General features: G+C 65.0%; 23 protein-coding genes and 1 tRNA gene. 8 read left to right on the forward strand and 16 right to left on the reverse strand.

All coding sequences use genetic code 11. The annotated features are described in order from the left end of the window. Positions 1 to 30: 30 nt before the first annotated feature. From J6595_RS02825 to coxB, 8 genes are all read right to left on the reverse strand, one after another. The gene (locus J6595_RS02825; protein WP_209592901.1) at positions 31 to 759 is read right to left on the reverse strand and encodes an SURF1 family protein; all 729 of its coding nucleotides are present in this window, start codon (positions 757 to 759) and stop codon (positions 31 to 33) included. Positions 760 to 847: 88 nt separating this feature from the next. Next, positions 848 to 1,246 (reverse strand): DUF983 domain-containing protein, encoded by a 399-nt coding sequence (locus J6595_RS02830; protein ID WP_209592902.1) that lies wholly within the window; start codon positions 1,244 to 1,246, stop codon positions 848 to 850. Positions 1,247 to 1,341: 95 nt separating this feature from the next. Beyond that, positions 1,342 to 2,220: a cytochrome c oxidase subunit 3 gene (locus tag J6595_RS02835; protein WP_209592903.1), complete on the reverse strand. Its 879-nt coding sequence runs from the start codon at positions 2,218 to 2,220 to the stop codon at positions 1,342 to 1,344. A 103-nt stretch (positions 2,221 to 2,323) separates the two neighbouring features. Then, positions 2,324 to 2,938, reverse strand: a complete 615-nt coding sequence (locus J6595_RS02840) for a cytochrome c oxidase assembly protein (RefSeq protein ID WP_209592904.1) — start codon at positions 2,936 to 2,938, stop codon at positions 2,324 to 2,326. Then, positions 2,935 to 3,072 (reverse strand): protoheme IX farnesyltransferase, encoded by a 138-nt coding sequence (locus J6595_RS02845; RefSeq protein WP_425342115.1) that lies wholly within the window; start codon positions 3,070 to 3,072, stop codon positions 2,935 to 2,937. Before J6595_RS02845 ends, J6595_RS02840 begins: the two co-directional genes overlap by 4 nt. A 2-nt stretch (positions 3,073 to 3,074) precedes the next feature. Continuing rightward, positions 3,075 to 4,016 carry a heme o synthase gene (locus tag J6595_RS02850; RefSeq protein WP_209592906.1) on the reverse strand — a complete coding sequence of 314 codons (942 nt, stop codon included), beginning with the start codon at positions 4,014 to 4,016 and terminating at the stop codon, positions 3,075 to 3,077. 255 nt (positions 4,017 to 4,271) lie between these two features. Next, complete coding sequence (gene ctaD, locus J6595_RS02855; RefSeq protein WP_209592907.1) at positions 4,272 to 5,873, reverse strand: cytochrome c oxidase subunit I; 1,602 nt, start codon at positions 5,871 to 5,873, stop codon at positions 4,272 to 4,274. Positions 5,874 to 5,899: 26 nt separating this feature from the next. Next, positions 5,900 to 6,835, reverse strand: coding sequence for a cytochrome c oxidase subunit II (gene coxB / locus J6595_RS02860; protein WP_209592908.1), 936 nt, complete (start codon positions 6,833 to 6,835; stop codon positions 5,900 to 5,902). A gap of 388 nt (positions 6,836 to 7,223) precedes the next feature. Between coxB and J6595_RS02865 the strand changes: the two genes are divergently transcribed. Next, entirely contained in the window at positions 7,224 to 7,778 is a 555-nt protein-coding gene (locus J6595_RS02865; protein WP_209592909.1) for an invasion associated locus B family protein, read from the forward strand. A gap of 212 nt (positions 7,779 to 7,990) precedes the next feature. Then, positions 7,991 to 9,409, forward strand: coding sequence for a metalloprotease TldD (tldD, locus tag J6595_RS02870; protein WP_209592910.1), 1,419 nt, complete (start codon positions 7,991 to 7,993; stop codon positions 9,407 to 9,409). 422 nt (positions 9,410 to 9,831) lie between these two features. Here the strand turns inward: tldD and ldtR are convergent, their stop codons facing one another. Together ldtR and J6595_RS02880 are read right to left on the reverse strand one after the other, a co-directional pair. Continuing rightward, complete coding sequence (gene ldtR, locus J6595_RS02875; RefSeq protein WP_209592911.1) at positions 9,832 to 10,341, reverse strand: transcriptional regulator LdtR; 510 nt, start codon at positions 10,339 to 10,341, stop codon at positions 9,832 to 9,834. Positions 10,342 to 10,527: 186 nt separating this feature from the next. Beyond that, a complete protein-coding gene (locus tag J6595_RS02880) occupies positions 10,528 to 10,950 on the reverse strand; it encodes a DUF6163 family protein (RefSeq protein WP_209592912.1) in 423 nt (140 codons plus the stop codon). A 289-nt stretch (positions 10,951 to 11,239) separates the two neighbouring features. Between J6595_RS02880 and hemB the strand changes: the two genes are divergently transcribed. The 6 genes from hemB to J6595_RS02910 all read left to right on the forward strand — a co-directional run bounded on the left by hemB (position 11,240) and on the right by J6595_RS02910 (position 16,525). After that, on the forward strand, positions 11,240 to 12,262 hold the full coding sequence (gene hemB / locus J6595_RS02885; RefSeq protein ID WP_209592913.1) for a porphobilinogen synthase: 1,023 nt from the start codon (positions 11,240 to 11,242) through the stop codon (positions 12,260 to 12,262). Positions 12,263 to 12,897: 635 nt separating this feature from the next. Next, on the forward strand, positions 12,898 to 13,773 hold the full coding sequence (locus J6595_RS02890) for an ABC transporter permease (protein ID WP_209592914.1): 876 nt from the start codon (positions 12,898 to 12,900) through the stop codon (positions 13,771 to 13,773). After that, the gene (locus J6595_RS02895) at positions 13,770 to 14,753 is read left to right on the forward strand and encodes an ABC transporter permease (RefSeq protein WP_209592915.1); all 984 of its coding nucleotides are present in this window, start codon (positions 13,770 to 13,772) and stop codon (positions 14,751 to 14,753) included. Before J6595_RS02890 ends, J6595_RS02895 begins: the two co-directional genes overlap by 4 nt. A gap of 50 nt (positions 14,754 to 14,803) precedes the next feature. Beyond that, positions 14,804 to 15,799 carry an ABC transporter substrate-binding protein gene (locus tag J6595_RS02900; RefSeq protein WP_209592916.1) on the forward strand — a complete coding sequence of 332 codons (996 nt, stop codon included), beginning with the start codon at positions 14,804 to 14,806 and terminating at the stop codon, positions 15,797 to 15,799. A gap of 154 nt (positions 15,800 to 15,953) precedes the next feature. Then, positions 15,954 to 16,029, forward strand: a tRNA-Lys gene (locus tag J6595_RS02905). A 133-nt stretch (positions 16,030 to 16,162) separates the two neighbouring features. Continuing rightward, entirely contained in the window at positions 16,163 to 16,525 is a 363-nt protein-coding gene (locus J6595_RS02910) for a hypothetical protein (RefSeq protein WP_209592917.1), read from the forward strand. A 146-nt stretch (positions 16,526 to 16,671) separates the two neighbouring features. On the opposite strand, the gene J6595_RS02915 is transcribed toward J6595_RS02910, so the two are convergent. From J6595_RS02915 to J6595_RS02940, 6 genes are all read right to left on the reverse strand, one after another. Beyond that, a complete protein-coding gene (locus J6595_RS02915; RefSeq protein ID WP_209592918.1) occupies positions 16,672 to 16,854 on the reverse strand; it encodes a hypothetical protein in 183 nt (60 codons plus the stop codon). A gap of 164 nt (positions 16,855 to 17,018) precedes the next feature. Then, the gene (locus tag J6595_RS02920) at positions 17,019 to 19,961 is read right to left on the reverse strand and encodes a DNA translocase FtsK (RefSeq protein WP_209592919.1); all 2,943 of its coding nucleotides are present in this window, start codon (positions 19,959 to 19,961) and stop codon (positions 17,019 to 17,021) included. A gap of 257 nt (positions 19,962 to 20,218) precedes the next feature. Continuing rightward, positions 20,219 to 21,724 (reverse strand): cytochrome P450, encoded by a 1,506-nt coding sequence (locus tag J6595_RS02925; protein ID WP_209592920.1) that lies wholly within the window; start codon positions 21,722 to 21,724, stop codon positions 20,219 to 20,221. A gap of 96 nt (positions 21,725 to 21,820) precedes the next feature. Beyond that, the gene (locus tag J6595_RS02930) at positions 21,821 to 23,098 is read right to left on the reverse strand and encodes an NAD(P)/FAD-dependent oxidoreductase (protein WP_245197545.1); all 1,278 of its coding nucleotides are present in this window, start codon (positions 23,096 to 23,098) and stop codon (positions 21,821 to 21,823) included. Positions 23,099 to 23,100: 2 nt separating this feature from the next. After that, positions 23,101 to 23,262 (reverse strand): DUF3096 domain-containing protein, encoded by a 162-nt coding sequence (locus tag J6595_RS02935; RefSeq protein ID WP_209592921.1) that lies wholly within the window; start codon positions 23,260 to 23,262, stop codon positions 23,101 to 23,103. A gap of 176 nt (positions 23,263 to 23,438) precedes the next feature. Then, a partial coding sequence (locus J6595_RS02940; RefSeq protein WP_245197546.1) for a methyl-accepting chemotaxis protein occupies positions 23,439 to 24,185 on the reverse strand: 747 nt, incomplete at its 5' end.

Raw genomic sequence — 24,185 nt, forward strand, 5'->3', positions numbered from 1 at the left:
GGCCGAATGAAGGCATCCGCACCCGCCGTGTCAAGCACGTCGGCGATATCGCCTGACGACCATCAGCCCGGTCATCACCACGAGGACGAGGCCGATCCCGTACCAGGTCGCCGCATATTGCAGATGATCGTTCGGCAGCGAGACGACGGTCGTTCCGCCCACCGGCCACCCGCCATCCGCCTGCCCCGGCCCCGCATCGACGAAGAACGGCAGGAGCTTGCCACCCGCCGGGATGGCGACGTTCGCCGCCATGGCAGGGATGTCCTGCCAGAAGAAGGTCTGCGTCTCAGGCTCGTTGTCGGGCATGAAATAGCCCGGCTTTTGCGCCGGCGGCACGCGGGCGAGACCGGTAAGCGTCGTCACCTCGTCCGGCTGGCCCGCGCGCCGGGTGGCCGGATCCTTCATCTCATAGGGCACGAAGCCGCGATTGACGAAGAGGACGTTGCCGCCTTGCAGGACCATCGGCGTGAAGACGTTCCAGCCCGACTGCCCCTCGAAAGTGGAAAAGAAGTAGCGTTCGTCGGCATTGAGAAACCGGCCGGTGACGGTCACCGGCGTATAGGCGATGGCGTCCCCGGCCTCAAAGTTCCGCTCCAGCGTGGCGAGGTCGACGGGCTCGGCGTGGATGCGCTGCTCGATCTCGGCGATCAGGCCCTGTTTCCAGTAGAGCCGCTCCACCTGCCATGTTCCCAGCGCAAAGAGGATCGCGATCCCTGCAAGGCAGAAGCCGAGCGCCACGGCAAAGCGCGTGGTGCTCATGGGCGCCTGTGTCGCTGCCCTTCCGCCGGGGTCGCCACCCGCCCCGGAATGCTTGTCAGGCGTGGTCAAGGCTTCCGGCACGCGCGCCTCACTCAGCCCGGTCGTCGGCGGTTTCGAGCCGGCCCTCGGCGGCGCGGTTCTTGTATTGCAGCCCGACCATCGTCCCTTTGAGGACGCGCAGGAGCGGCAAGGCGAGAATGAGGGTGAGCGGAACCCACAAAAGAAAATGCACCCAGAGCGGCGGCGACACGGTCACCTCCATCCAAAGGGCCAGTCCGCAGACGACGAAGCCGATGATCAGGATGACGAAGACCGCCGGCCCGTCGCCGGAATCGGCAAAGGCGTAGTCGAGATCGCAATTCGAGCAGCGCCTGTCGAGACGCAGGAAGCCGGCGAACAACCGGCCCTCCCCGCAGCGCGGGCAGCGGCCGCGCGTCGCCGCCTTGACCGGGTCCGCTTCGGCGTGAAAGGCGCTGTCCGCCGCCATCAGGCGATCCTTTCAAACGATGAAGGCGGCCGTGCCGCCTTCATATACGTCTTTGATGATGTCTTCGGCCGAGAAGGGCCGAAAGCGGCCCTGCCTCAGGCGTCGAAGACCGGCGCGCCCCAGCCACCCCAGACATAGATGCAGAAGTAGAGGAACAGCCAGACGACATCGACGAAGTGCCAGTACCAGGCGGCCGCCTCGAAGCCGAAATGCTTCTGGGGCGTGAACTGTCCGGCCATGGCGCGAGCCAGACAGACGATCAGGAAGATCGTCCCGACCAGAACGTGGAAGCCGTGGAACCCAGTCGCCATGAAGAAGGTCGAGCCGTAGATCGAGCCGGAGAAAGCGAAAGGCGCGTGGGCGTATTCGAAATACTGGACGTAGGAAAAGATGATGCCGAGGACCACGGTCAGCGCGAGGCCGAGCTTCAGGCTCTTGCGATCGCCGTGCAGCAGGGCGTGATGCGCCCAGGTCACCGTCGTTCCCGACAGAAGCAGGGTGATCGTGTTGAACAAGGGCAGATGCAGCGGGTCGAGCACCTCGATGCCGGCCGGCGGCCACTGCCCGCCCAGCACCTGCACGCGCTCGGCCTGGATCGCCTCGTTGGGAAAGAGGCTGGCGTCGAAGAAGGCCCAGAACCACGCGACGAAGAACATCACCTCCGAGGCGATGAACATGATCATGCCATAGCGCAGATGCATCGACACGACCGGCGTGTGAGCGCCCTCCTGGCCTTCCTTCACCGTGTCCGACCACCAGGCGAACATGACGTAGAGAACCACCGCGAGGCCGAGGAAGAAGATCCACGGGGTCGCGAGGTTGAGGCCGAGGATCTGAAAGTCGAGGCCGCTGAACCAGCGCATGTATCCGACGGCACCGATGAGCATGACCATGGCACCGACGGAACCGACGAATGGCCAAGGGCTCGGATCGATGATGTGATAGTCGTGTTTCTTGACGTGCGCGTCCGCCATGGCTCTCCCCGGTCTTTCTCTCACCGCCCGGCACCGTTTCTACAACAGCGGGCGGGCACGTTCCAGCATTCTCATGGCCGCGGCGACGTCGCCCGGCAAAAACTCAACTGTCCGAGCCGCCCTTGCTGCCTTCTTTCTTCGGCGTCGCCGCGATCGGCGCCGGATCATCGACCGGAAAGAAGGTATAGGACAAGGTGATCGCGAGAAGATCCTTCAGCTCTTCCGTTTCCGCAACCTCCGGATCGACATAGAAGACGATCGGCATCTCGACCGTCTCCCCCGGCTGGAGCGTCTGGTTGGAAAAGCAGAAACAGGCGATCTTGTTGAAGTACAGGCCCGCCGCCTCCGGCGTCACATTGAAGAGCGCCTGCCCGGTGATTGCACGATCGGAACGGTTCTCGACATGGTAGGAGACCTGTGTCTTCTCGCCGAGATGGACCCGGACCTCTCGCTGGTTCGGCCGGAACGTCCAGGGCAACCCCGGTGCGACATTCCCGTCGAAGCGAACCGTCACCTGCTTGTCGCTCACGCTCGTCGGCGCGGCCTCGGCACGCTGGGTGGTGCCGCCATAGCCGGTAACCTGACAAAACATGCGATAGAGCGGCACCGAGGCGAAGGCTGCGCCGAGCATTCCGGCGGCAAAGGCCGCACAGACGACCGGAACGACGACTGCGCGCGACAGCCGCTTTTCGCCCGTACCGTCGCGACCTGTGCTCATGATGCCATCTTCGCCAGGGATACGAGATAGAAGATCACGACCAGAGCGACCAGGACGATCCCGATCGCAATGGAGCGGTTGCGCCGCGCCCGTTCCTCCGCTGGTGTCAGCCTGATCCGCTCGGGTTCTTCCAAGATCACCATCCGCTCGCGAGAACCGTGGTGATCGCCGCATCGACCAGAAGCATCGTGAAAAGGCCGAACAGATAGAGGATCGAGAAGCCGAACAGCTTCTTGGCCGGGATCATCGCCTCGTCGCCATCGGCCATCTTCAGGACAGCGAAGGCGTGGCGCAAAAAGTTGAGCCCGAGAAGGATCGAGACGACACCGTAGGCCGGCCCGGCATAGCCGAGGAAAAACGGCGCCGCGCCGATCGGCGCGAGAACGAGCGAGTAGAGGAAGATCTGGATCCGCGTCGATCGTTCGCCGGCGACGTTGGGAAGCATGGGAACGTTGGCGCTGCCGTAGTCACGCAGCTTGAAGAGGGCGAGCGCCCAGAAATGCGGCGGCGTCCACAGGAAGATGATCAGGAAAAGAATGGTCGATTCGACCGAGAGACCGCCCGTTGCAGCCGCATAGCCGATCATCGGCGGGAACGCGCCCGCAGCGCCGCCAATGACAATGTTCTGCGGCGTAGAACGCTTCAGTCCCATCGTGTAGATGACAGCGTAGAAGAAGATGGTGAAGGCGAGGAAGCCGGCGGCGAACCAGTTCGAGGCGAGGCCGAGCAGACACACCGACAGGAGCGAGAGCGCCAGGCCGAAGGCGAGCGCCGCCTCGCCGCTGACGCGGCCGGCCGGCACCGGGCGCTTGGCGGTGCGGGTCATCACCGCGTCGATATCGGCATCGTACCACATGTTCAGCGCGCCGGCCGCGCCGGCACCAATGGCGATGGCAAGGATCGAGATGATCGCCAGCGTCGGATGCATGTGCACCGGTGCGACGACGAGCCCGGTCACGGCCGTCAGAACGACCAGGGACATCACCCGCGGCTTGAGGAGTGCGATGAAGTCCTTCGGCTCGGAGAGGCTGATCGCCTCGCGGGCCGCGACCCGTGACTGTGTTTCGACTAACGTCAATTCAAACCTCGATCATCGAAGCGTTGCGGCTGGGGCGGGCCCGCGTCCGGGCCCTGGCTGGCGCCATGCAGATCGGGTGCCGCCGTGTTGGCACCTACGCGCTCGGCTGTGCCCCGCGATGCTGTCTGGTCAGTACCGCCGCTTCCTGGGTCTTGTCACCATGGTTGCCGGCAAAATTCGTTGCCGGCAATCCGTGCTGGTCCTGTCAGCACGCCGCAAAGACAGAGGCGCGCTGCTGTTTTTTGAACCGCCGGATCAACGGATCCGCGGCAGTTCCTCCCACTGGTGGAAAGGCGGCGGCGACGGCAGCTGCCATTCGAGCGTCGTCGCCCCCTCACCCCAGGGATTGGCCCCGGCGACACGCTTCTTCGAGAAGGCTTCGTAGACACCATAAAGGAAGACGAGGACCGCGACGCCGGAAATGTAGGACCCCATCGAGGAGATGAAATTCCAGCCGGCAAACGCATCCGGATAGTCGACATAGCGGCGCGGCATGCCGGCAGCGCCCAGGAAGTGCTGCGGGAAGAACACGATGTTGACGCCGACGAAGGTCATCCAGAAGTGAATCTTGCCGATCCGCTCGTTGTACATGTAGCCCGTCATCTTCGGGAACCAGTAGTACCAGGCCGCGAAGATCGCGAAGACCGCGCCGAGCGACAGGACGTAATGGAAATGCGCGACGACGTAGTAGGTGTCGTGCAGGACGCGGTCCATGCCGGCATTGGCGAGCTTGACGCCGGTCACACCGCCGACGGTGAACAGGAAGATGAAGCCGACGGCCCACAGCATCGGCGTCTTGAAGGAGACCGAGCCGCCCCACATGGTCGCGATCCAGGAGAAGATCTTGATGCCGGTCGGCACCGCGATCACCATCGTCGCGAAGACGAAGTAGCGCTGTGTGTTGAGCGAAATGCCGGTCGTGTACATGTGGTGCGCCCACACGACGAAGCCGACGACGCCGATCGCGACCATGGCATAGGCCATTCCGAGATAGCCGAAGACCGGCTTCTTGGAGAAGGTCGAGATGATGTGGCTGATGATGCCGAAGGCCGGCAGGATCAGGATATAGACCTCAGGGTGGCCGAAGAACCAGAACAGGTGCTGGAACAGGATCGGATCGCCACCGCCGGCCGGCGTGAAGAAGGTCGTGCCGAAGTTGCGGTCGGTCAGCAGCATGGTGATCGCGCCGGCGAGAACCGGCAGCGACAGAAGCAGCAGGAACGCCGTCACCAGCACCGACCAGGCAAAGAGCGGCATCTTGTGCAGCGTCATGCCCGGGGCACGCATGTTGAGGATGGTGGTGATGAAGTTGATCGCGCCGAGGATCGACGAGGCGCCGGCGATGTGCAGCGCGAAGATCGCGAGATCGACCGCCGGCCCCGGATGGCCCGAAGTCGAGAGCGGCGGATACATCGTCCAGCCGGTGCCGGCGCCGTTCGAGCCCGGCGCGCCCTCGACGAACATCGACAGGATAAGCAGCGGGAAGGCGGCGGCAAGCAGCCAGAAGGAGATGTTGTTCAGCCGCGGAAACGCCATGTCCGGCGCGCCGATCATGATCGGCACCATCCAGTTGGCGAAACCGCCGATCAAAGCCGGCATGACCATGAAGAAGATCATGATCAGGCCGTGGCCGGTGGTGAAGACGTTGTAGATCTGCGGATCGCCGAAGATCTGGAGCCCCGGCTCCTGAAGCTCCATGCGCATCACGACCGACAAGGCGCCGCCGAAGACGCCCGCACAGATCGCGAAGATCAGATAGAGCGTTCCAATGTCCTTGTGATTGGTCGAATAGACCCAGCGCGTCCAGCCGTGCGGCTTGTGATCGTCATGGGCCTCGTGGGCGGCACCGTATGCCATGATCGTTTCCCCTCTAACCCGTCTATTCAGCGCGCGGCGACTTTGGCGCCGCTCTTGGCGGCGATCGCTGCGGTCAGCGCCTGATTGGCGCCATCGAGATCGTTTCCAGCCTCCGCGTACCAGCTGGCGAACTGATCCCTGGACACAACGCGCAGCGCGATCGGCATGTTGGCGTGGTTCTGGCCGCAGAGCTCGGAGCACTGGCCGTAGAAGATTCCCTCACGCTTGGCTTCGAACCAGTATTCGTTCAGCCGGCCCGGCACGGCATCGACCTTTACGCCCATCGACGGCAAAGCGAAGGAATGAATGACGTCGCCGGAGGTCGACAGAATGCGAATGACGGTATCGACCGGCACCACGAGTTCGTTGTCGACGGCGAGCAGTCGCGGATAGACGTTGATGTCGCCCTTGGCCTCGGCCGCCGCATCCTGATCGGACAGCGAATCGGTCAACTGCGCCAAAGGATAGGAATCGAATGAGACGGGCTCGGCCTGCGCCTCCGACGACGTGTCGCTCGGCTGATACTCATAGCCCCAGTACCACTGGTAGCCGGTCGCCTTGACGGTCAGCTCCGGCTCGCTCGGCGGATTGTACTGGGCGGTGAGAAGCTGGAAGGACGGGATCGCCAGGAACAGCAGGATGATCACCGGTGCCAGCGTCCAGATCACCTCGATCGTGGTGTTGTGGCTCGTGCGCGACGGCGTCGGGTTCTTTTTCTCGTTGTAGCGATAGATGCACCAGCCGAGCAGGGCGGCCACGAGGATGGTGATCGGGATGATGAAGGCCAGCGTGTAGTCGCTGAACCAGTGGATCTGTTCCTCGATCGGCGACAGCGCTTCCTGCAGGGTGATCTGCCAGTCGTGCGGCTGACCCGGCAGCAACGCTTCTCCGTCCTGCGCCATCGCAGCGCCGGCGGACGAGAGCACGGCAGCCGTGGCAAAGGTCGATCGTCTCACTCGCATGTTCTCCCTCACACACGCGGAGCCTAGATGCAGCGTCCCACAACCGCGCCGCCGAGCGGCGCGTCCCCCGCGTAGAATCGTCCCAAACTCCGGTAACCCACAAGCGTCAAACCACGAAACCGGCCAGATCGCAACTCCATATCTACGCCCTAGGCTTGCGGCATAATCGCAAGTCGTGGAGACGTTCCTGCCGCAAAATCGACCCGGAGGCAGCTCGGCCTTCCGCATTGCGACAGGGCGGGGCTTCCTGTCGCGGTGTCGGCGTCGTAAGTTCGCGCGAACGCTGCTCGATGCGATCCGCCGAGCCATGATCGCAGCGGCCCGCCCTATGCCAACGCCCCTCGCAACCGGGGGATTGACCCACACGACAGATGATTCGGATTTCGACATGACCATAGCGCCGAGATCGCTCGCCATAGCCGTTTCGATCGCGGCAGCAGTTTTCGCGACAGGCAGCCTTTCCTTCGCCAGCCCGGCCGCCGCGCAGGCCGGCGCGACAGGCACGGTGAAGTCGCGGCACGGCGCCTGGGCCGTGGTCTGCGACAATCCGGCCGGGGCCAGCGGCGAACAATGCGCCCTTCTTCAAAACGTCGTGTCCGACGAGCGACCGGAGCTCAGCCTTTCGGTCGTCGCCCTGAAGACGGCCGACGGCAAGGCGCGCATCCTCAGGGTCCTTGCCCCGCTCGGCGTGCTTCTGCCGCTGCCCGATTACGGGCTCGGCCTGATCATCGACGGCAAGAGCGTCGGCAGAACCCAGTTCACCCGCTGCTTTTCCGACGGCTGCTACGCCGAGGTGCCGCTCGACGACACGCTCCTGAAGCTCCTGTCGGAAGGCAAGGAGGCGGTGTTCACCTTCTTCCAGTCGGCCGAACCGAACGCCGGCGTCGGCATCTCCGTCGACCTGAAAGGCTTCAAGGACGGCTTCGACGCCCTCGGAAAATAGGCGCCACCGGCGCCCCCGAAGGCTTTTCGGCGACCGGCATTCCCGCAGGAGCGAGCCCTTGACGGTCGCAGCTTTCCGATCCGTCATTGGCATCGCGGCCGGCCAGGACCTATCTTGCGATAAGGACGACCTGTCGGGCCTTGCCCGCTCACGATGCAAAGCGGCCAGAGCCGCAAGCCCAAAGCGGCGCGCGCCGCGAGGATGACCAGCCCATGAGCCTTTCCCTCCTCGACCGCTTCGACATCTCCCGCGAGGAGGTCGAGGCCGTTCTGTCGGACACGCTGTCCGGCGCCGACGACGGCGAACTGTTCCTTGAATATCGCGAGTCGGAATCGCTCGCCTTCGACAATGGCCGGCTGAAATCAGGCAACTTCTCGATCGATCAGGGGTTCGGGATGAGGGCCGTCGCCGGCGAGGCGGTCGGCTATGCCCATGCGGGCGACTTCTCGGTCAGCGCGCTCAAACGCGCCGCCGATGCGGTCGCCGCGGTGAAGACGGGACATTCGGGCGCCGTCGCCGAGCCGCCGGCCGGCACCAACCGCAAGCTTTACGGCGACGAGAACCCGATCCCCTCCCCCGGCTTCGAAGCCAAGGTGAAGCTGCTCACCGAGATCGACGCCTATCTCAGAGCCAAGGGCGACGACGTGCGCCAGGTCTCGGCGACGCTCGGCGCGACGTGGCAGACCGTCGAGATCCTTCGGGCCGACGGGCGCCTCGTCAAAGACGTCCGCCCGCTGGTCCGGATCAACGTCTCGGTCGTCTGCGGCAAGGGCGAGCGGCAGGAGACCGGCTCGGCCGGCGCCGGCGGCCGGCGCGGCTTCGGCGAATTCCTCGCCGACGGCTCCTGGCAGAACCTCGCCGACGAGGCGCTGCGTCAGGCGCGGGTGAATCTCGAGGCTGTGCCGGCGCCGGCCGGCAGCTTCGATATCGTGCTCGGCGCCGGCTGGCCGGGCGTCATGCTGCACGAGGCGGTCGGCCACGGCCTCGAAGGCGACTTTAACCGCAAGAAGACCTCGGCCTTCGCCGGCCTGATGGGCCAGCAGGTCGCGGCCAAGGGCGTCACCGTCGTCGACGACGGCACGATTTCCGAGCGCCGGGGATCGCTGACCATCGACGACGAGGGCACGCCCACCAACAAGACGGTGCTGATCGAGGACGGCAAGCTCGTCGGCTACATGCAGGACCGCCAGAACGCCCGGCTGATGGGGATGGCCGCCACCGGCAACGGCCGCCGCCAGTCCTACGCCCATGTGCCGATGCCGCGCATGACCAACACGATGATGCTGGAGGGCCCCTATGGCTCGGAAGAGATCATCGCCTCGGTCAAGGACGGCATCTACGCCGTCTCCTTCGGCGGCGGCCAGGTCGACATCACGTCAGGCAAATTCGTCTTCGGCTGCACCGAGGCCTACCGCATCCGAAACGGCAAGGTGGCCGAACCGCTGAAGGGCGCCATGCTCATCGGCAACGGCCCCGAAGCCATGCACCGCGTGTCCATGGTCGGCAACGACGTCGCGCTCGACACCGGCATCGGCATGTGCGGCAAGCAGGGCCAGGGCGTGCCGGTGGGCGTCGGCCAGCCGCATCTCAGGATGGATCAGGTGACGGTCGGAGGCACGGAAGCCGGATGAGAGCCGACGGAGCGGCGAGGTTCCCGGCCGCGTTCGACAGTCTCGCCGAACGGCACAGATCGAAGGCCTGGCAGGCAGGGATCAGGTGTCCGCTTTTATCGCGCTCGTCACGCTTGGGCCCCGTCCCGAGCGTCCAGTACGCCGATTAAGCTTCTGCTTCGTCGGAAGTTTCCGGATTCTCGGGGCAGGGTTCAGAATGACGATGCGTCGAGCGATGCGCCTTCTCGATCAAGTCGTGGCCAACCCGCAATAATGCTGTCGTCTCCCGTTGCGTCCAATAGGACGCAGGGCTCTTTCTTGCATTCCCAGGGACAGCCGTTTCGGCTTCTACGAGCGCTGCAGTCGAAACGCCGACCGCGCCCGCGGGGCCGAAGCCCCGGGGCGGATCGCGCCGGTTCGTTGAGGTCAGGCAGCCGAACCGATCAGAGACGGTAGAGGATCTGGTCGTTCCAGAAGCGGTCGAGGCGCTGGAGCGACTTGTTCATCTTGGAGAATTCCTGCTCGTCGAGGCCACCGACCTTGTCGATCGAGCCGATGTGGCGGTCGTAGAGTTCGCCGACGACCCGGGCGATCTCCATGCCGCTCTCGGTCAGAGAGACGCGGACGGCGCGGCGGTCGACGCGCGACTTCTGATGGTCGATGAAGCCGAGTTCGACGAGCTTCTTGAGATTGTAGGAGACGTTCGAGCCGAGATAGAAGCCGCGGGTGCGCAGCTCGCCGGCGGTCAGCACCGAATCGCCGATGTTGAAGAGCAGGAGAGCCTGCACGGCGTTGATGTCGGTGCGACCGGCCCTGTCGAACTCATCCTTGATCACGTCCAGAAGGCGACGATGCAGCCGCTCGACAAGCTGAAGTGTCTCGAGATAAAGCGACTTCAGTTCCGGCTTTTCTTCCTGAACGTGAACCGCCTGCACCTTGTTGTTCGCGACCATGTTGTTGCTCCGCTGTTGAAGTGATGGATTGTTTTTGTTTCGTATCCATCTTGGAGACCAATCTACGCGGCGCATCTAAAATTCGACTTAAACCTCAGACTTAACACCATCTTACAGTGTTCGAACGAATTTCTTGCTTAACGATTTTCCGACCGCCGGCCTCAGGCATCGTCCATGCCGGGCCCGTCAGCGCTCGAAGCGCCTGCCATCCTCGCGCCATGCCACGATCCTGAGGACGGCCAGCATGCCTAGCCCCCAGGCATGGGCGACGAGGCCGAGAATATTCTCGCCGAAAAGATCGGGAAAGCCGAGATGCATCACCACCTCGATGATCGCGATCAGCACCCAGATCACCGCCCCCCAACCGGCCGTCATCCAGAGCCCCATGCCGGCGACGGGATAAAGCACCGCGAGCGCCGGCGCTGCAATCCGCCACCAGATCGGCATCAGGTCGAAGCGGCCGAGACGGGCGGCGTCGACGCCGATCAGCCTGATCCAGTAGAAGATGCCGACGGCGAACAGGACGGCCCCGGCGCCACGGCAGAGCCAGACCCCCAGCCGGCGATTGAGGGTGGTCGCCTTCGATTCGCCCGTAAGCTCTATGGTCATGGCTGAACTCTACTCAGGGACAATACTCAGGCATTCGACACTCGGGCATTCGACGCAAGGTCTGGGCTGACCGCCTTCCCGGACGCGCCCGACCGCCGGGCAGCCGGGCCGCCGGGCCGCCGGGCCGCCGGGCCGCGGACCCTAGTTCCTTCCGAAGGCAGCGGTCAATCTTGCAGGAGCGGCCGCAAGGGCATAGGCAACTTGTCCGAGGACATACCGCATCGAGCCGGTGCGTCGCCATACGAGCGCACCCGCCTCGCCATCCCGTTCGCATTCACGGACCGTCGCCATGACCGATTTTCCCGTCTCGATCACCAACCGCATCGACGCCGCGACGGGAGGCATGCGCATGCGGCGCCTGCGCCAGGCAGCCTGGAGCCGGCGACTGGTGCGCGAGAACACGCTTTCGACGGCCGATCTGATCTGGCCGATCTTCGTGCGCGAGGGCGGCGGCGAGCCGCAGCCGGTCGCCGCGATGCCGGGCGTCTCGCGGCTTTCGGTGGAAGGCTGCGTCGAAGCGGCCAAGCGCGCCCGCGACCTCGACATCCCCCTCGTCGCCCTCTTCCCCTATACCGACCCGTCCCTGCGTGACGAAACCGGAAGCGAGGCGCTCAACCCAGGCAATCTCGTCTGCCGCGCGGCGCGGGCGATGAAGAAGGCCGTGCCGGAAGTCGGCATCATGTGCGATGTCGCCCTCGACCCCTATACGAGCCACGGCCACGACGGCGTCATGCGGGGCGAGCGCATTCTCAACGACGAATCCGTCGAACTCCTCTGCCAGCAGGCGGTCGTCCAGGCCGAGGCCGGCTGCGACGTCATCGGCCCGTCGGACATGATGGACGGGCGCGTCGCCTGTATCCGCCACGCCCTCGACGATGCCGGCTGCCGCGATGCGCTGATCATGGCCTACAGCGCCAAATACGCCTCGGCTTTCTACGGCCCGTTCCGCGAGGCGGTCGGCTCCGGCGGCATGCTGAAGGGCGACAAGCGCACCTATCAGATGGACTACGGCAACACCGACGAGGCCGTGCGCGAGGCGGCCCAGGATCTCGCCGAGGGCGCTGACATGATCATGGTCAAGCCCGGCCTGCCCTATCTCGACGTCCTCGCCCGGCTGGCACGGGAATTCGGCGTGCCGACCTTCGCCTATCAGACCTCGGGCGAATATTCGATGATCATGGCGGCGGTTCAGAACGGCTGGCTCGACGGCGACAAGGCGATGCTCGAGACGCTGACCGCCTACAAGCGCGCGGGCGCATCCGGCATCCTCACCTATTTCTCGCCCAAGGTCGCGGAAATGATGCGAGGCTAAGACGCGCGGCGCGGCGATGCGCGGACGTCTCCCGCCCCCGATCACTGCACCGAGGCAACACAATGATCGCCGCGTCGTCATCCCGGCCCCCGAGCCGGCGCCGCCGAGGACGAGCATGACGAACCGATCGAACTCTTTGCTGCGCCAAGCCGCTCGAACCCGAGCACCCTCATCCTGAGGCGCCGCCGCAGGCGGCCTCGAAGGGCGAGGGTGCGGGACGCGGTGGTGAAGGCCGACGCCGCTCGAAGCGCCGCCATCCGCGCCTTACGCCCCTCGCCCTTCGAGGCTCCACCGCTCGCAGAGCGGTTCCGCGCCTCAGGATGAGGGGCTTGGTGATCGCCGTGCCAGCGTCCCGCAGTCCTACTCTACGACCTTTGGCCGCGACCCTTCACCCATTCGCTCGACGACGTCGTAGGCATCGGATGAAGGCGCCCGTTCTGCGACGGTGACGCGCCGTCTGGGTCTCTTGTGGCCGCCCTTCGACTACACTTGACCTTTTCCAATCTCCCGGCGACGTTGGGCGGTGCAATGCCCGAGACGTTCAGGGGAATCGGAAAGGACCCACCATAAGCGCTTCGCCCGCCATCGCCGAACCGTCCGCCGGCATCGGATATTCCGGCCCGCTCGCCCGCTTCATGAAGCGCCGGGCGGCGGGACGCACCCTTCCCGTCCTCACCGTCTGCGCGGCAATCCTCGTTCTCTGGTATCTCGCCGCCATCGGCATGAACTGGGCGACCGAGACCGACAAGCTTGTCCGCGCCGGCGACTATTCGGTGACCGACGCGATCGCCGCCACCTGGTCCGCCAGGCGCCCGGTGCTCCCCGCTCCGCACCAGATCGTCGCGGAGCTCTGGAAGACCACGGTCGACGTCAAACCCACCTCGCCGCGCTCGCTGCTCTTCCATGCCTGGGTGACGCTCTCCTCCACCCTTCTCGGCTTCGTCTTCGGCTCGATCCTCGGCATTCTGATCGCCGTCGGCATCCTGTTTTCCAGGACCCTCGACAAGGCGCTGATGCCCTGGGTGGTGATCTCCCAGACGATCCCCATTCTCGCCATCGCCCCGATGATCATCGTCGTGCTCAACTCGATCGGCGTGCAGGGGCTTTTACCGAAGGCCTTCATCTCCACCTATCTGTCCTTCTTCCCGGTCACCGTCGGCATGGTGAAGGGCCTCAGAGCGCCCGATCGGATGCTCACCGACCTGATGCACACCTATTCGGCGAGCCCCTTGCAGACGCTGATGAAGCTGCGCTTTCCAGCCTCGCTGCCGTTTCTGTTCACCGGAATGAAGGTGGGTGTTGCTGCAGCCCTCGTCGGCGCCATCGTCGGCGAGCTTCCGACCGGCGCGGTGGCCGGCCTCGGCGCGAGGCTGCTTGCCGGCTCCTATTACGGCCAGACCATCCAGATCTGGTCGGCGCTGGTGATGGCGTCGCTGATGGCCGCGGTGCTGGTCTGGCTGGTCGGGCTTTGCGAAAAGGCGGCGCTCAAGCGGCAGGGAGCGCGGCCATGAGTGAGGCCCCTCTCGCCCAGGCGCTGGCCGGCAAGAGCTCCCCCGGCACACGGATCGGCTCGCTCGCGCTCCTGACCGTCCTTTTCGCCCTTTGGGCCTTCGTGTCGTTGCCTGAAGGCGGCTGGCTGCTCGTTCTTGCCGCTCTCGCCTTCTGGACGTCGGCCTTGAGGCTCACCGTCTTGCTGTCGGCACTGGAGCCGCAATCGAAGGCAGCACGGCGCGGCCTTTCCGTGGCAATTCCGGTTCTCTTCGGCCTCACATTCCTGTTTCTCTGGGAATTCGTCGTGCGCGGGCTGGACGTCCCCTCCGTCCTTCTGCCGCCGCCGTCCGCCATCGCCGCAACATTCGCCGCCTCGACCGGCCTCCTCTGGGCCGACTTCGTCCAGACCTTTCTGAAGGCCGTCCTCGCCGGCTACGCGATCGGCTGCGGCGCGGGCTTCCTCACCGCCCTCCTCGTCGACCGCTCACCCTTCCTGAAGCGGGGCCTCCTGCCGATCGGCAATCTCGTCTCGGCGCTTCCCATCGTCGGCGTCGCGCCGATCATGGTGATGTGGTTCGGTTTCGACTGGCCGTCCAAGGCGGCCGTCGTGATCATCATGACCTTTTTCCCGATGCTGGTGAACACCGTGGCCGGCCTCAACGCATCCTCCGCCATGGAACGCGACCTGATGCGCACCTATGCCGCATCGCACGGTCAGACGCTGACGAAGCTCCGGCTGCCGGCCGCCATGCCCTTCATCTTCAACGCCCTGAAGATCAACGCCACCCTCGCCCTGATCGGCGCGATCGTGGCGGAATTCTTCGGCACGCCCATCGTCGGCATGGGCTTTCGTATCTCGGCGGAGATCGGCCGCATGAACACGGCGATGGTCTGGGCCGAGATCACCGTCGCTGCCCTCGTGGGCTCGCTGTCCTACGGCCTGATCGCGCTGATCGAACGGCGCGCGACCTTCTGGCATCCCTCGATCCGCCGGGGATAGCCCGCACGAACCATCACCCAACCAACAGAGCAACAGGGATTATTCAAGCCATGAAAGCATCACTGATCGGCGCAGCCGTCCTTCTCGGCGCGGCAAGCTTCGGCAACGTGGCGAACGCCGCCGACGCCCTCACCCTGCAGCTGAAATGGGTCACCCAGGGCCAGTTCGCCGGCTATTACGTCGCCAAGGAGAAGGGCTATTACGACGAGGCCGGCCTCGACGTGACGATCAAGCCCGGCGGCCCGGACATCGCCCCCGAGCAGGTGATCGCCGGCGGCGGCGCCGACGTCATCGTCGACTGGATGCCGGCCGCGCTCGCCGCCCGCGAAAAGGGCCTGCCGCTGGTCAACATCGCCCAGCCCTTCAAGAAATCCGGCATGGAGCTGACCTGCCGGAAAGACACCGGCATCGAGAAGCCCAAGGATTTCAAGGGCAAGACCCTGGGCGTCTGGTTCTCCGGCAACGAATATCCGTTCCTCGCCTGGATGTCGAAGCTGGGGCTCTCCACCGAGGGCGGGCCGGACGGCGTCACCGTCATCAAGCAGGGCTTCAATGTCGACCCGCTGATCCAGAAGCAGGCCGACTGCATCTCGACCATGACCTATAACGAATACTGGCAGGTCATCGACGCCGGCATTCCGGCCGACGAGCTGACCGTCTTCAAATATGACGATCAGGGCGTCGCCACCCTGGAAGACGGCCTCTACGTCTTGGAAAAAAGCCTCGAAGACCCGAAGAAGGTCGAGGATCTCGCCAAGTTCGTGAAGGCTTCGATGAAGGGCTGGGCCTATGCCGCAGAACATCCGGACGAGGCTGCCGAGATCGTCCTCGACAACGACATGACCGGCGCCCAGACCGAGGAGCACCAGAAGCGCATGGTGCGCGAGGTGAACAAGCTGGTCGACGGATCCGACGGCACGCTCGACGTCGCCGCCGCCGAAAACACCGTGAAGGTGCTGATGTCCGGCGGCTCCGACCCGGTGATCACCAAGAAGCCCGAGGGCGCCTGGACGTCCAAGGTCACCGACAAGATGAAGGATATGTGAGGAGGCCTGCGGCCGGCGAAAGCCCGCGCCCTCAAAAGTCTGCAACGGCCGGCGCCCCGTCGCACCGGCCGTTATCCTTTTCGACGCCGCCGGTGTTGATTGTTCGGCGGCGATTCCGTATCAGGCCCCTCACCCGGACGCTTCGTCCGGCTCAGGGCGCGTAGCTCAGTTGGTAGAGCAACGGACTTTTAATCTGTAGGTCTTGGGTTCGAGTCCCAACGCGCCCACCAAATTCTGAAATGTCCAGCCCGGAGACATGGGTAGGAGAACGCTCCTAAGACATCGCATATGTTGCAGAAATTTTCCTTGATTTGCAGGGGCTCTCCGGTAGGATCGGCAGCTAAATGCAATCAGGAGTTCGATATGGCCGCTGATGCGCACGACCTTCAGAATCGTATCGAAGCATTGGAAGCAACGGTCAACCAATTACTGAAGATGCTTAATGAAAGGGCGGAACAAGAAGACGAGCTTCGTGGCCAGATCATGCAGACTACGCTTATCAACAGACGTCAGTCAGCCGCGAACTCTATTTTATTTTCACAGGCGGTTGGTCGCCTCGGAATGGTTATCGGTGTCGCGGAAGGTCGTCCGATAACGCGCGCCATCTTGAAGGAGCAAGTAGACAGCCTTCAGGCAGAGATCCATCCTGAATTCGCTGAAGCCGCTAAACTGCCGATGCACAACATCCGAATTTTTTGGACCGGCGAGGACGATGGCTTAGTTTGATGGAATAATTCGGAGGTAGTTGGTTCGAGCAGCAACGCTCCTACCGCTCTTCTCTTTTCACGCACGACACGTCGGCGGCAGATCGGTTACGCCGCGAGTATTCAAGTTGCACGTCCAGAAAGTCAATACCGTTTGGGTATGGGCTTCTAGAAGCCTGCGGCCGCGAGGATAGCTTGGATTACGGTTGCGCCGCCGATCGGCGCGATCAGCATTGCGACGACGAAGATGGCGATCGAGGATAAGACGATTTTCTCCTCGCGGTTAGTGAGACGCCTTCCCTCGGGGACTGACTCTGGTTGACGCCATTGATTCTTTTCGTCGAGATACATGGCTGGGCTCCGGCCTATCCTGCACTGTTCCGCGAAGTCTATCAGCCAGATTATAACGCATCTGAGCGGAGATGCAGCCCTCACGTTGCCTTGGCGAGGGCGACAAGTTTCGGCGCAGATGCGATAGTAGGCGGAGCGGCTGTGTCGCCTCGCCCATTTTGGTATCACATCTCGTCTTCGGTCGGCACCAGGATCTCGCGCTTGCCGGCGTGGTTGGCCGGGCCGACGATGCCCTCCTGCTCCATCTTCTCGATGATCGAAGCGGCGCGGTTGTAGCCGATGCCGAGGCGGCGCTGGATGTAGGAGGTCGAGGCCTTGCCGTCCCTGAGGACCACGGCGACCGCCTGATCGTAGGGGTCGTCGGAGTCATCGCCGCCGCCGCCGGCATTGCCCGAGCCGCCGCCCGAGCCGCCGCCGCCGGACGTCCCGCCCTCCTCGTCCTCGTCTTCGAGGATCGCGTCGAGATAGTCCGGCACGCCCTGGGCTTTCAGGTGATTGACGATCTTCTCGACTTCCGGGTCGTCGACGAAGGGGCCGTGGACGCGCTGGATTCTGCCGCCGCCGGCCATGAACAGCATGTCGCCCATGCCGAGTAGCTGCTCGGCGCCCTGCTCGCCGAGGATGGTGCGCGAATCGATCTTCGAGGTCACCTGGAAGGAGATGCGGGTCGGGAAGTTCGCCTTGATCGTGCCAGTGATGACGTCGACCGAGGGGCGCTGGGTCGCCATGATGACGTGGATGCCGGCGGCGCGGGCCATCTGGGCGAGGCGCTGGACGGCGCCCTCGATGTCCTTGCCGGCAACCATCATCAGGTCGGCCATCTCGTCGATGATGACGACGATGTAGGGCAACGGCTCGAGATCGAACTCCTCCGTCTCGAAGATCGGCTCGCCGGTGTCGCGGTCAAAGCCCGTCTGCACGGTACGCGACATCGTCTCGCCGCGCTCCATCGCCTGTTTGACGCGCGAGTTGAAGCCGTCGATGTTGCGGACCCCCACCTTCGACATCTTGCGATAGCGGTCCTCCATCTCGCGGACCGTCCATTTCAAAGCGACGACGGCCTTCTTCGGGTCGGTGACGACCGGCGAGAGGAGATGCGGGATGCCGTCATAGATCGACAGTTCGAGCATCTTCGGATCGATCATGATCAGCCGGCATTCGGCCGGGGTGAAGCGGTAGAGCAGCGACAGGATCATCGTGTTGATCGACACGGATTTACCGGATCCGGTGGTGCCGGCGACGAGGAGATGCGGCATCTTGGCCAGATCGGCGATCACCGCCTCGCCGCCGATGGTCTTGCCGAGGACGAGCGGCAGTTTGCCCTTGTTCTGGGAGAAGGCTTCAGACGCGATCATCTCGCGATAGTAGACCGTCTCGCGGCGCTGGTTCGGCAGTTCGATACCGATGGCGTTCTTGCCGGGAATGACGGCGACGCGGGCGGCGATCGCCGACATCGAGCGGGCGATGTCGTCGGCAAGGCCGATGACGCGCGATGACTTGATGCCCGGCGCCGGCTCGAGCTCGTAGAGGGTGACCACCGGGCCGGGGCGCACCTCGATGATCTCGCCCTTGACGCCGAAATCCTCCAGCACGCCCTCGAGTAGCCGGGCGTTCTCCTGCAGGGCTTCGGGCGACATGGAGGAGTCGCGTCCGGTCGCCTTCGGGGGCGAGAGGAAGTCGACGGAGGGCAGCTCGAAGGTCGCCGAATCGGCAACCGTCATCGGCTGCGGCTGCGGTTTCATCGCGACCGCCCGGCCGGAGCCGGTGCGCAGGCGCTGCTGGTCAGCCGTCACCGTGCGCTGCGGCACGACGCGCGCCGGCGGTTCGCTGTGAGCCGGCGCCCGCACAGGCGCCGGACGCTGCGGCTCTGAGCGGCGCTCGGGCGCTGGCGCCATCGCCGGTTCGGTCCGCTCCTTCTGCTGGGCCGCCTTGCGGCCGGGAAAGGCGACGATGTTGCCGGACAGGAGGCCGCGCCAGCCACCGCCCGCCTCTTCAGCACTGGCCTCGCCGTGGACGGACACGCGATCGCCGGCACTGAGGGTCATGGCGTCGTTCGCGGAATGATCGTCCGCCGGATGGACCTCTGCTTGAGGAACCGCGGCCTGGATCTCGGCCTCGAACGCCGCATCGTCATCGTCATCGACGAAGCCGTCGTGAGGGGCCTCGGTCCCGTATCGGTTTTCACTCTGCCAGTCGGCGCCGGATGCGGCTTGCCAGTCGCCAGCGAAATCGCCGTCGTCCTCGTCGTCCTGCCAGTCGGTCGGATCGACGCTGTTGCCGTCATTGACCGGCATCGAAACGCGGATCGCGCGTGCCCCAGGCTCCACCAGCGCGGCCGGCGGCGGCGGCGCGAAGGCGGCGTCGCCATCGTCCCGCCAGGCATCGAAGCCGGCGCCGAAATCGGGCTCCCTGTGCTTCTGGCGCTGCTCGCTGCGGCGCTGCCAGGCGGCCCTTGCGGAATAGAAGGAGTGGGCCGCGGCGCCGAAGAGGAGCGACAGCCGCCCCTCGTTCTCGCCCTCGTCCCCATCGAGAGCGTGCTTCTCGGCCTTGGTGGCATAGCGGCCGATCAGGGCGGCGCCGTTGAGATAAAGCCAGACGGCCGGCGCGGCGAGAAGACCGGCGAGCAGGATCGCGAAAGCGCCGCTCGGATAGCCGCCGAAGAGGCCGGCCGGAAGCCTGAGGAGAAGATCACCCGCAACACCGCCGATCCCGATGGGTAGTGGCCAGCTCGCCGGTGCCGGAAGGCAGCTGAGGGCGGCGCAGGCAACGAGCACACCGCCAACGGCAAACCATCCGCGCTTGCCGACATGGTCGATGCTGCGGCCGGAAAGGAGACGGAGCGCCCAGATCACCGGCAGGCCGATCACCAGCGCCGCGCCGATGCCGAAGAACTGCATCATCAGATCGGCAACGATCGCGCCGGTCGCGCCGGCGGCGTTTTCGATCATGTTCTGATTGGATTGGCTGAGCGAAGGGTCGGAGACCGACCAGGTGGCGCAGGCCAGGGTCAGATAGGCCGCGAGCGTCAGGAAGAGCACCGCCCCCGTGACCTCGAAACCACGCCGAAAAAGGGAATTCTGCTGCTCGCCGACTGCTGTATACGCCATTACCCGACCTGTCACGACGTTTCAAAGAGGCCTCGACCCGTCATTGGCCGACGTCCTCCAACTTGGCCGTGATTGATACCGGCGTGAGGTTAAGGTCCGCTTAAGATTAAGAGGCCGTTAGTAAACCGCCGCCAACAAGCGCCAAACTGTTTCAAATTTGTCGCGGCGCGCGGGGCTGCGGACGATGTTTTGCCTGGCGATTGCAGGCGGCCTTCATGCCACCTGCAGCGGCAAAAACACGATGCTGTCGCGCTATGTCAGGCGGGAACGGTGGCAGGCCTTGATAGCTCTGGCGCTGCCCCGTCGCGCCGCGGCTCGGCGATCGCCATCAGGCTCTCCGCGGAGCGAAGCGTCACGCGGTGGAGGAGGCGCGGCTCCGGCCCGTCGGCCTTGCGGAAACGGACCGCCTGGAGGAGCGAGGCGATCCCGGCCGTCATTTCGGTCAAGGCAAGCTGTGCGCCGACGCAGATCTTCGGCCCGGCTCCGAACGGCATGTAGACCGTGCGGGCCGGCCGGCCGCCCGGCGGCGCGAGAAATCGATCGAGATCGAAGACGTCCGGCCTTTCCCAATAGGCGGGATGGCGGTGGATGAGATAGACCGGCACGAGGATCGAGGCGCCGGCCTCGAGCGTGAGACCACCGAGGCGCTCGGCTGCGCGAACCGTCCGCGACAGTGTCGGAGCGGGCGGAAACAGCCGCATCGTCTCCTCGACGAAAGCGCGAACCGTGGCAAGCCGCGGCATGTGATCGGGCTCGACCGGCTCGCCGGCGGTGACGCTGTCGATCTCGGCGATCAGCCGCTCCTGAACGTCTTGCATGCGCGTCAGGAGATGGATCGCCCAGGCGAGCGCATTGGCCGACGTCTCGTGACCGGCCGACTGAAGCGTCAGCAGCATGTCGACCATGTCGTCGTCGGACAGAGCCCGGCCGGTTTCCGGATCGCTCGCCGTGATCAGGCGGTTGCAGAGATCGTCGGTGGAAAGGTCGCCGGCCCGTCTTCGGGCGACGAAGTCGCTGAGCATGGCCCGCGAGTCGATCCTTGCCCGCCGCTGCCGCGCCCTGCCCGGAAACGGCGTCGCCTGCGGCAAGGAGAACAGCGCATATGCGACCATCCAGGAGGTCGGCGCCAGATAGGTGTCGACATGGTTCATGATCCTGTCGGGATCGATCTCGCGCCGAGCGCCGAAAATCAGCCGGTCGATCACCGCAAGCGTCGCCGACTTCATGGCCTCCGACACGTCGACGGGCTCGCCTTTCGCCGCAAGGAAGGTCTGCGCCGTTTCCGCGAAAGGGGCGACGATGCCGGGCATGAAACGCTTCATGGCCGCGGGTGAAAACACCGGCGCGGTCAACCGCCGCTTCCAGCGCCAGTCGTCAGGCTCGGCGAGAAGCAGACCGTCACCGAAGATCGGCCGCAGGATGCGCTCGTCGATGCGGCCCTTGGGAAAATCCTCCGGCCGCTCGATGAAAATGGTTTCGAGCACGTCCCTGTCGGCAACATAGGCCAGCTTCTTTCTGGCGAAGGCGGGCGAAAACACCCTTGCCTCGAAGAGTTCGGCGGGTGCCGCCGTCGCCGGATTGGCGAGAAGCCGGCGAACGAAGGTCAGCCGTCCCGATCCCTTCGGCATGGCATGAAGCTTGACCGGCTCGAAATCCATCGCCCCCTCGCCTCCCCCTGCCGACGCGTCCTTTTCCGCTGAGCAATGGCCGATCGCGGCGACAAAACCGCCCCCGCTGTCACGCCATTCGCTCCGTTTCGGCATGTTAGCCGGCCACACAGGGCCCGCCCATAGGCTGGGAATGCGCAAATTGCCGCGCAGGCCTCGGGACGCACGGGCGCGCCACTGGAGATGGCCCGCTTACCCGTGGAGCTTCAGCTGCGCCCCCTTGGCCGGGGAAAGCCAGTCGGCAAAGATCGCGACGCCCCCGCGCAGCGGCCCGAGCAGGGTCCACTGATGGTGCCGTTGCAGGCTCTTGTAGGCGGCATTGGCAAACTTGCCCTTGACCAGGAAATCGCTCTTGCGACCGAAGCCGATCTGGCCGACGGAGCCGGCCCTCGCAAGAGACAGGAGCCGGCCACGGTCGTCGTAACGAAACGGGCCCGGCTCTTCGCCGGCGAGCAGCTTGGGGATTGCCGAACCGAGATATTCGGCCTGCTGGCTGGCGCACTGGGCCGTCGGGGGCAGCGCCGCGTCGGCGCCCTCGGGGGTGAAGCAGGCCGCGTCACCGAAGATCTGGATCGACGGATCGAGGGCGGTGCGCAACCTCGAATCGACGACGATGCGCCCTTTCGGGTCCATGTCGAAATCGGCGAGTTCGGCAAGGCAGGGATTGCCGACGAGGCCGGCGGCCCAGACCGAGATGTCGGCCGGATAGCGCGTGCCGTCGGCGGAGATCACTTCGTCGGCGGTGATTTCCGCGATCTTGGCATTGGTCAGCGTGTCGATCTCAAGGGTGGCCAGCCGCTCCTCGACGCTCTGGCGAAGCGCGGCCTCGGCGCCCGGCATGAGCTGCGACGCCGCCTCGGCGATGAGGATTTCCAGCATGTCCCGCGGCGCTCTGCCGTCAGCCCTGAAGAACCCGGCTTCGACCTGGCGAAGATTGGCCGCAAGTTCGGTGCCCGTCGCGCCCGAGCCGACGATGACGACCCGCGCCGGCCGGCCGGTCTCGCGGGCGCCGATCATCGCCGCGATGAAGCGTGCGCGAAAGCGGTCGGCATCGCCGCGTTCGTCGAGCCGCACGGCGTGTTCCGCGACACCCTGGGTGCCGAAGTCGGGCGTGACGCCGCCAAGCGCCAGGACGAGACGATCATAGGAGAGATCGCGGGGGGCGGCGCCGTGACCGTCGGGACTTTCCGGGCCGACGAGATGCACCGTCTTGCGCGCCGGATCGATCTTCGTGACGGTCCCCTGCTCGAACTCGAAGCCCCGCATCCTGGCGATCATGTAGTAGCTGAGTTCGGACAGGGTGGAATCGATCGTCCCGGCCGCAAATTCGTGCAGCCGCGGCTTCCACAGATGCGAGGGCTGGCGGTCGACCAGCGTCGCCGTCACGTCGTCGCGGTTTCCAAGCCGCGCGGCAAGTTCCGAGCCGCCCGCCCCGCCGCCGAGAATCAGCACCCGCTGCCGGCCGGCCATGATCAGCCCGCGTTCGCGATGTTGTGGAGAAGATCGGGAAACAGGCCCATCAGCCCGACGACGATCAGGTAGATGGCGACGATGACGTTCAACAGCCGCGGCACGATCAGGATCAGGATCCCGGCGATGAGGGCGACGAGTGGCTGAATGGCGATGATTTCCATAAGAGGTCCTTCCGTTCGCTCGCGATAGTTAGCGCGCGACAGCGCTCGTCAAAGAGCGGTGAAGCGATGGAAGGCAGATGTCGTTTAAAACGAGAACGGGGACGGTCTCGACCGTCCCCGTATAAAGGCGCGACGCATGCGTTGTCGCGCTTGATCGCAGGTTCCGGCTAGGCGGCTCAGAACTCCTCCCAGCTTTCGGCCGCTGCAGCCTCGCGAGGAGCAGCGCCGCCCTGGCCGGTCGCGCGCATCTGCGGCACGGGCTTGGCCGCATGCCTGGCCTCGGCGGCCGGACGGCTTGCGACAGCCGGCCGCTGGACGGCAGCCGGCGCCCTCGTGGACGGAGCGATGCTGCCGCGGACAGCCGTCGTCTTGAAGCGAGCGATCGCCTGGGCAAGTTCGTCGGTCTCGGTTGACAGCGTCTGCGCGGCGGCGGTCGATTCCTCCACCATCGCGGCGTTCTGCTGGGTCACCTTGTCCATCTGGTCGGCCGCACTCGAGACTTCGCGAAGGCTCGTCGCCTGCTCCCGCGCACTGTCGGCGATCCGCGCCACGACCTCGGCCATGCCCGCGACCTCGGCGACGATCTCGTCCAGCGACTTGCCCGATGCCGTCACCAGCGTCACACCCTTCTCGACCTGTTCCGACGAGGCGTTGATCAGGCCCTTGATCTCTTTCGCCGCTTCCGCCGAGCGCTGGGCGAGTGCCCGAACTTCCTGGGCGACCACCGCAAAGCCCTTGCCGGCTTCGCCAGCCCGCGCCGCCTCGACGCCGGCATTCAGCGCCAGGAGGTTGGTCTGGAAGGCGATCTCGTCGATCACGCCGATGATCTGGCTGATCTGCTGGGACGAGCCCTCGATCTCGCTCATCGCCGTCACCGCCTGGGCGACGATCTCGCCGCCCTTTGCGGCCTTCTGGCGGGCGGA

The organism is Jiella mangrovi (assembly GCF_017815135.1).
Classification (GTDB): domain Bacteria; phylum Pseudomonadota; class Alphaproteobacteria; order Rhizobiales; family Rhizobiaceae; genus Jiella; species Jiella mangrovi.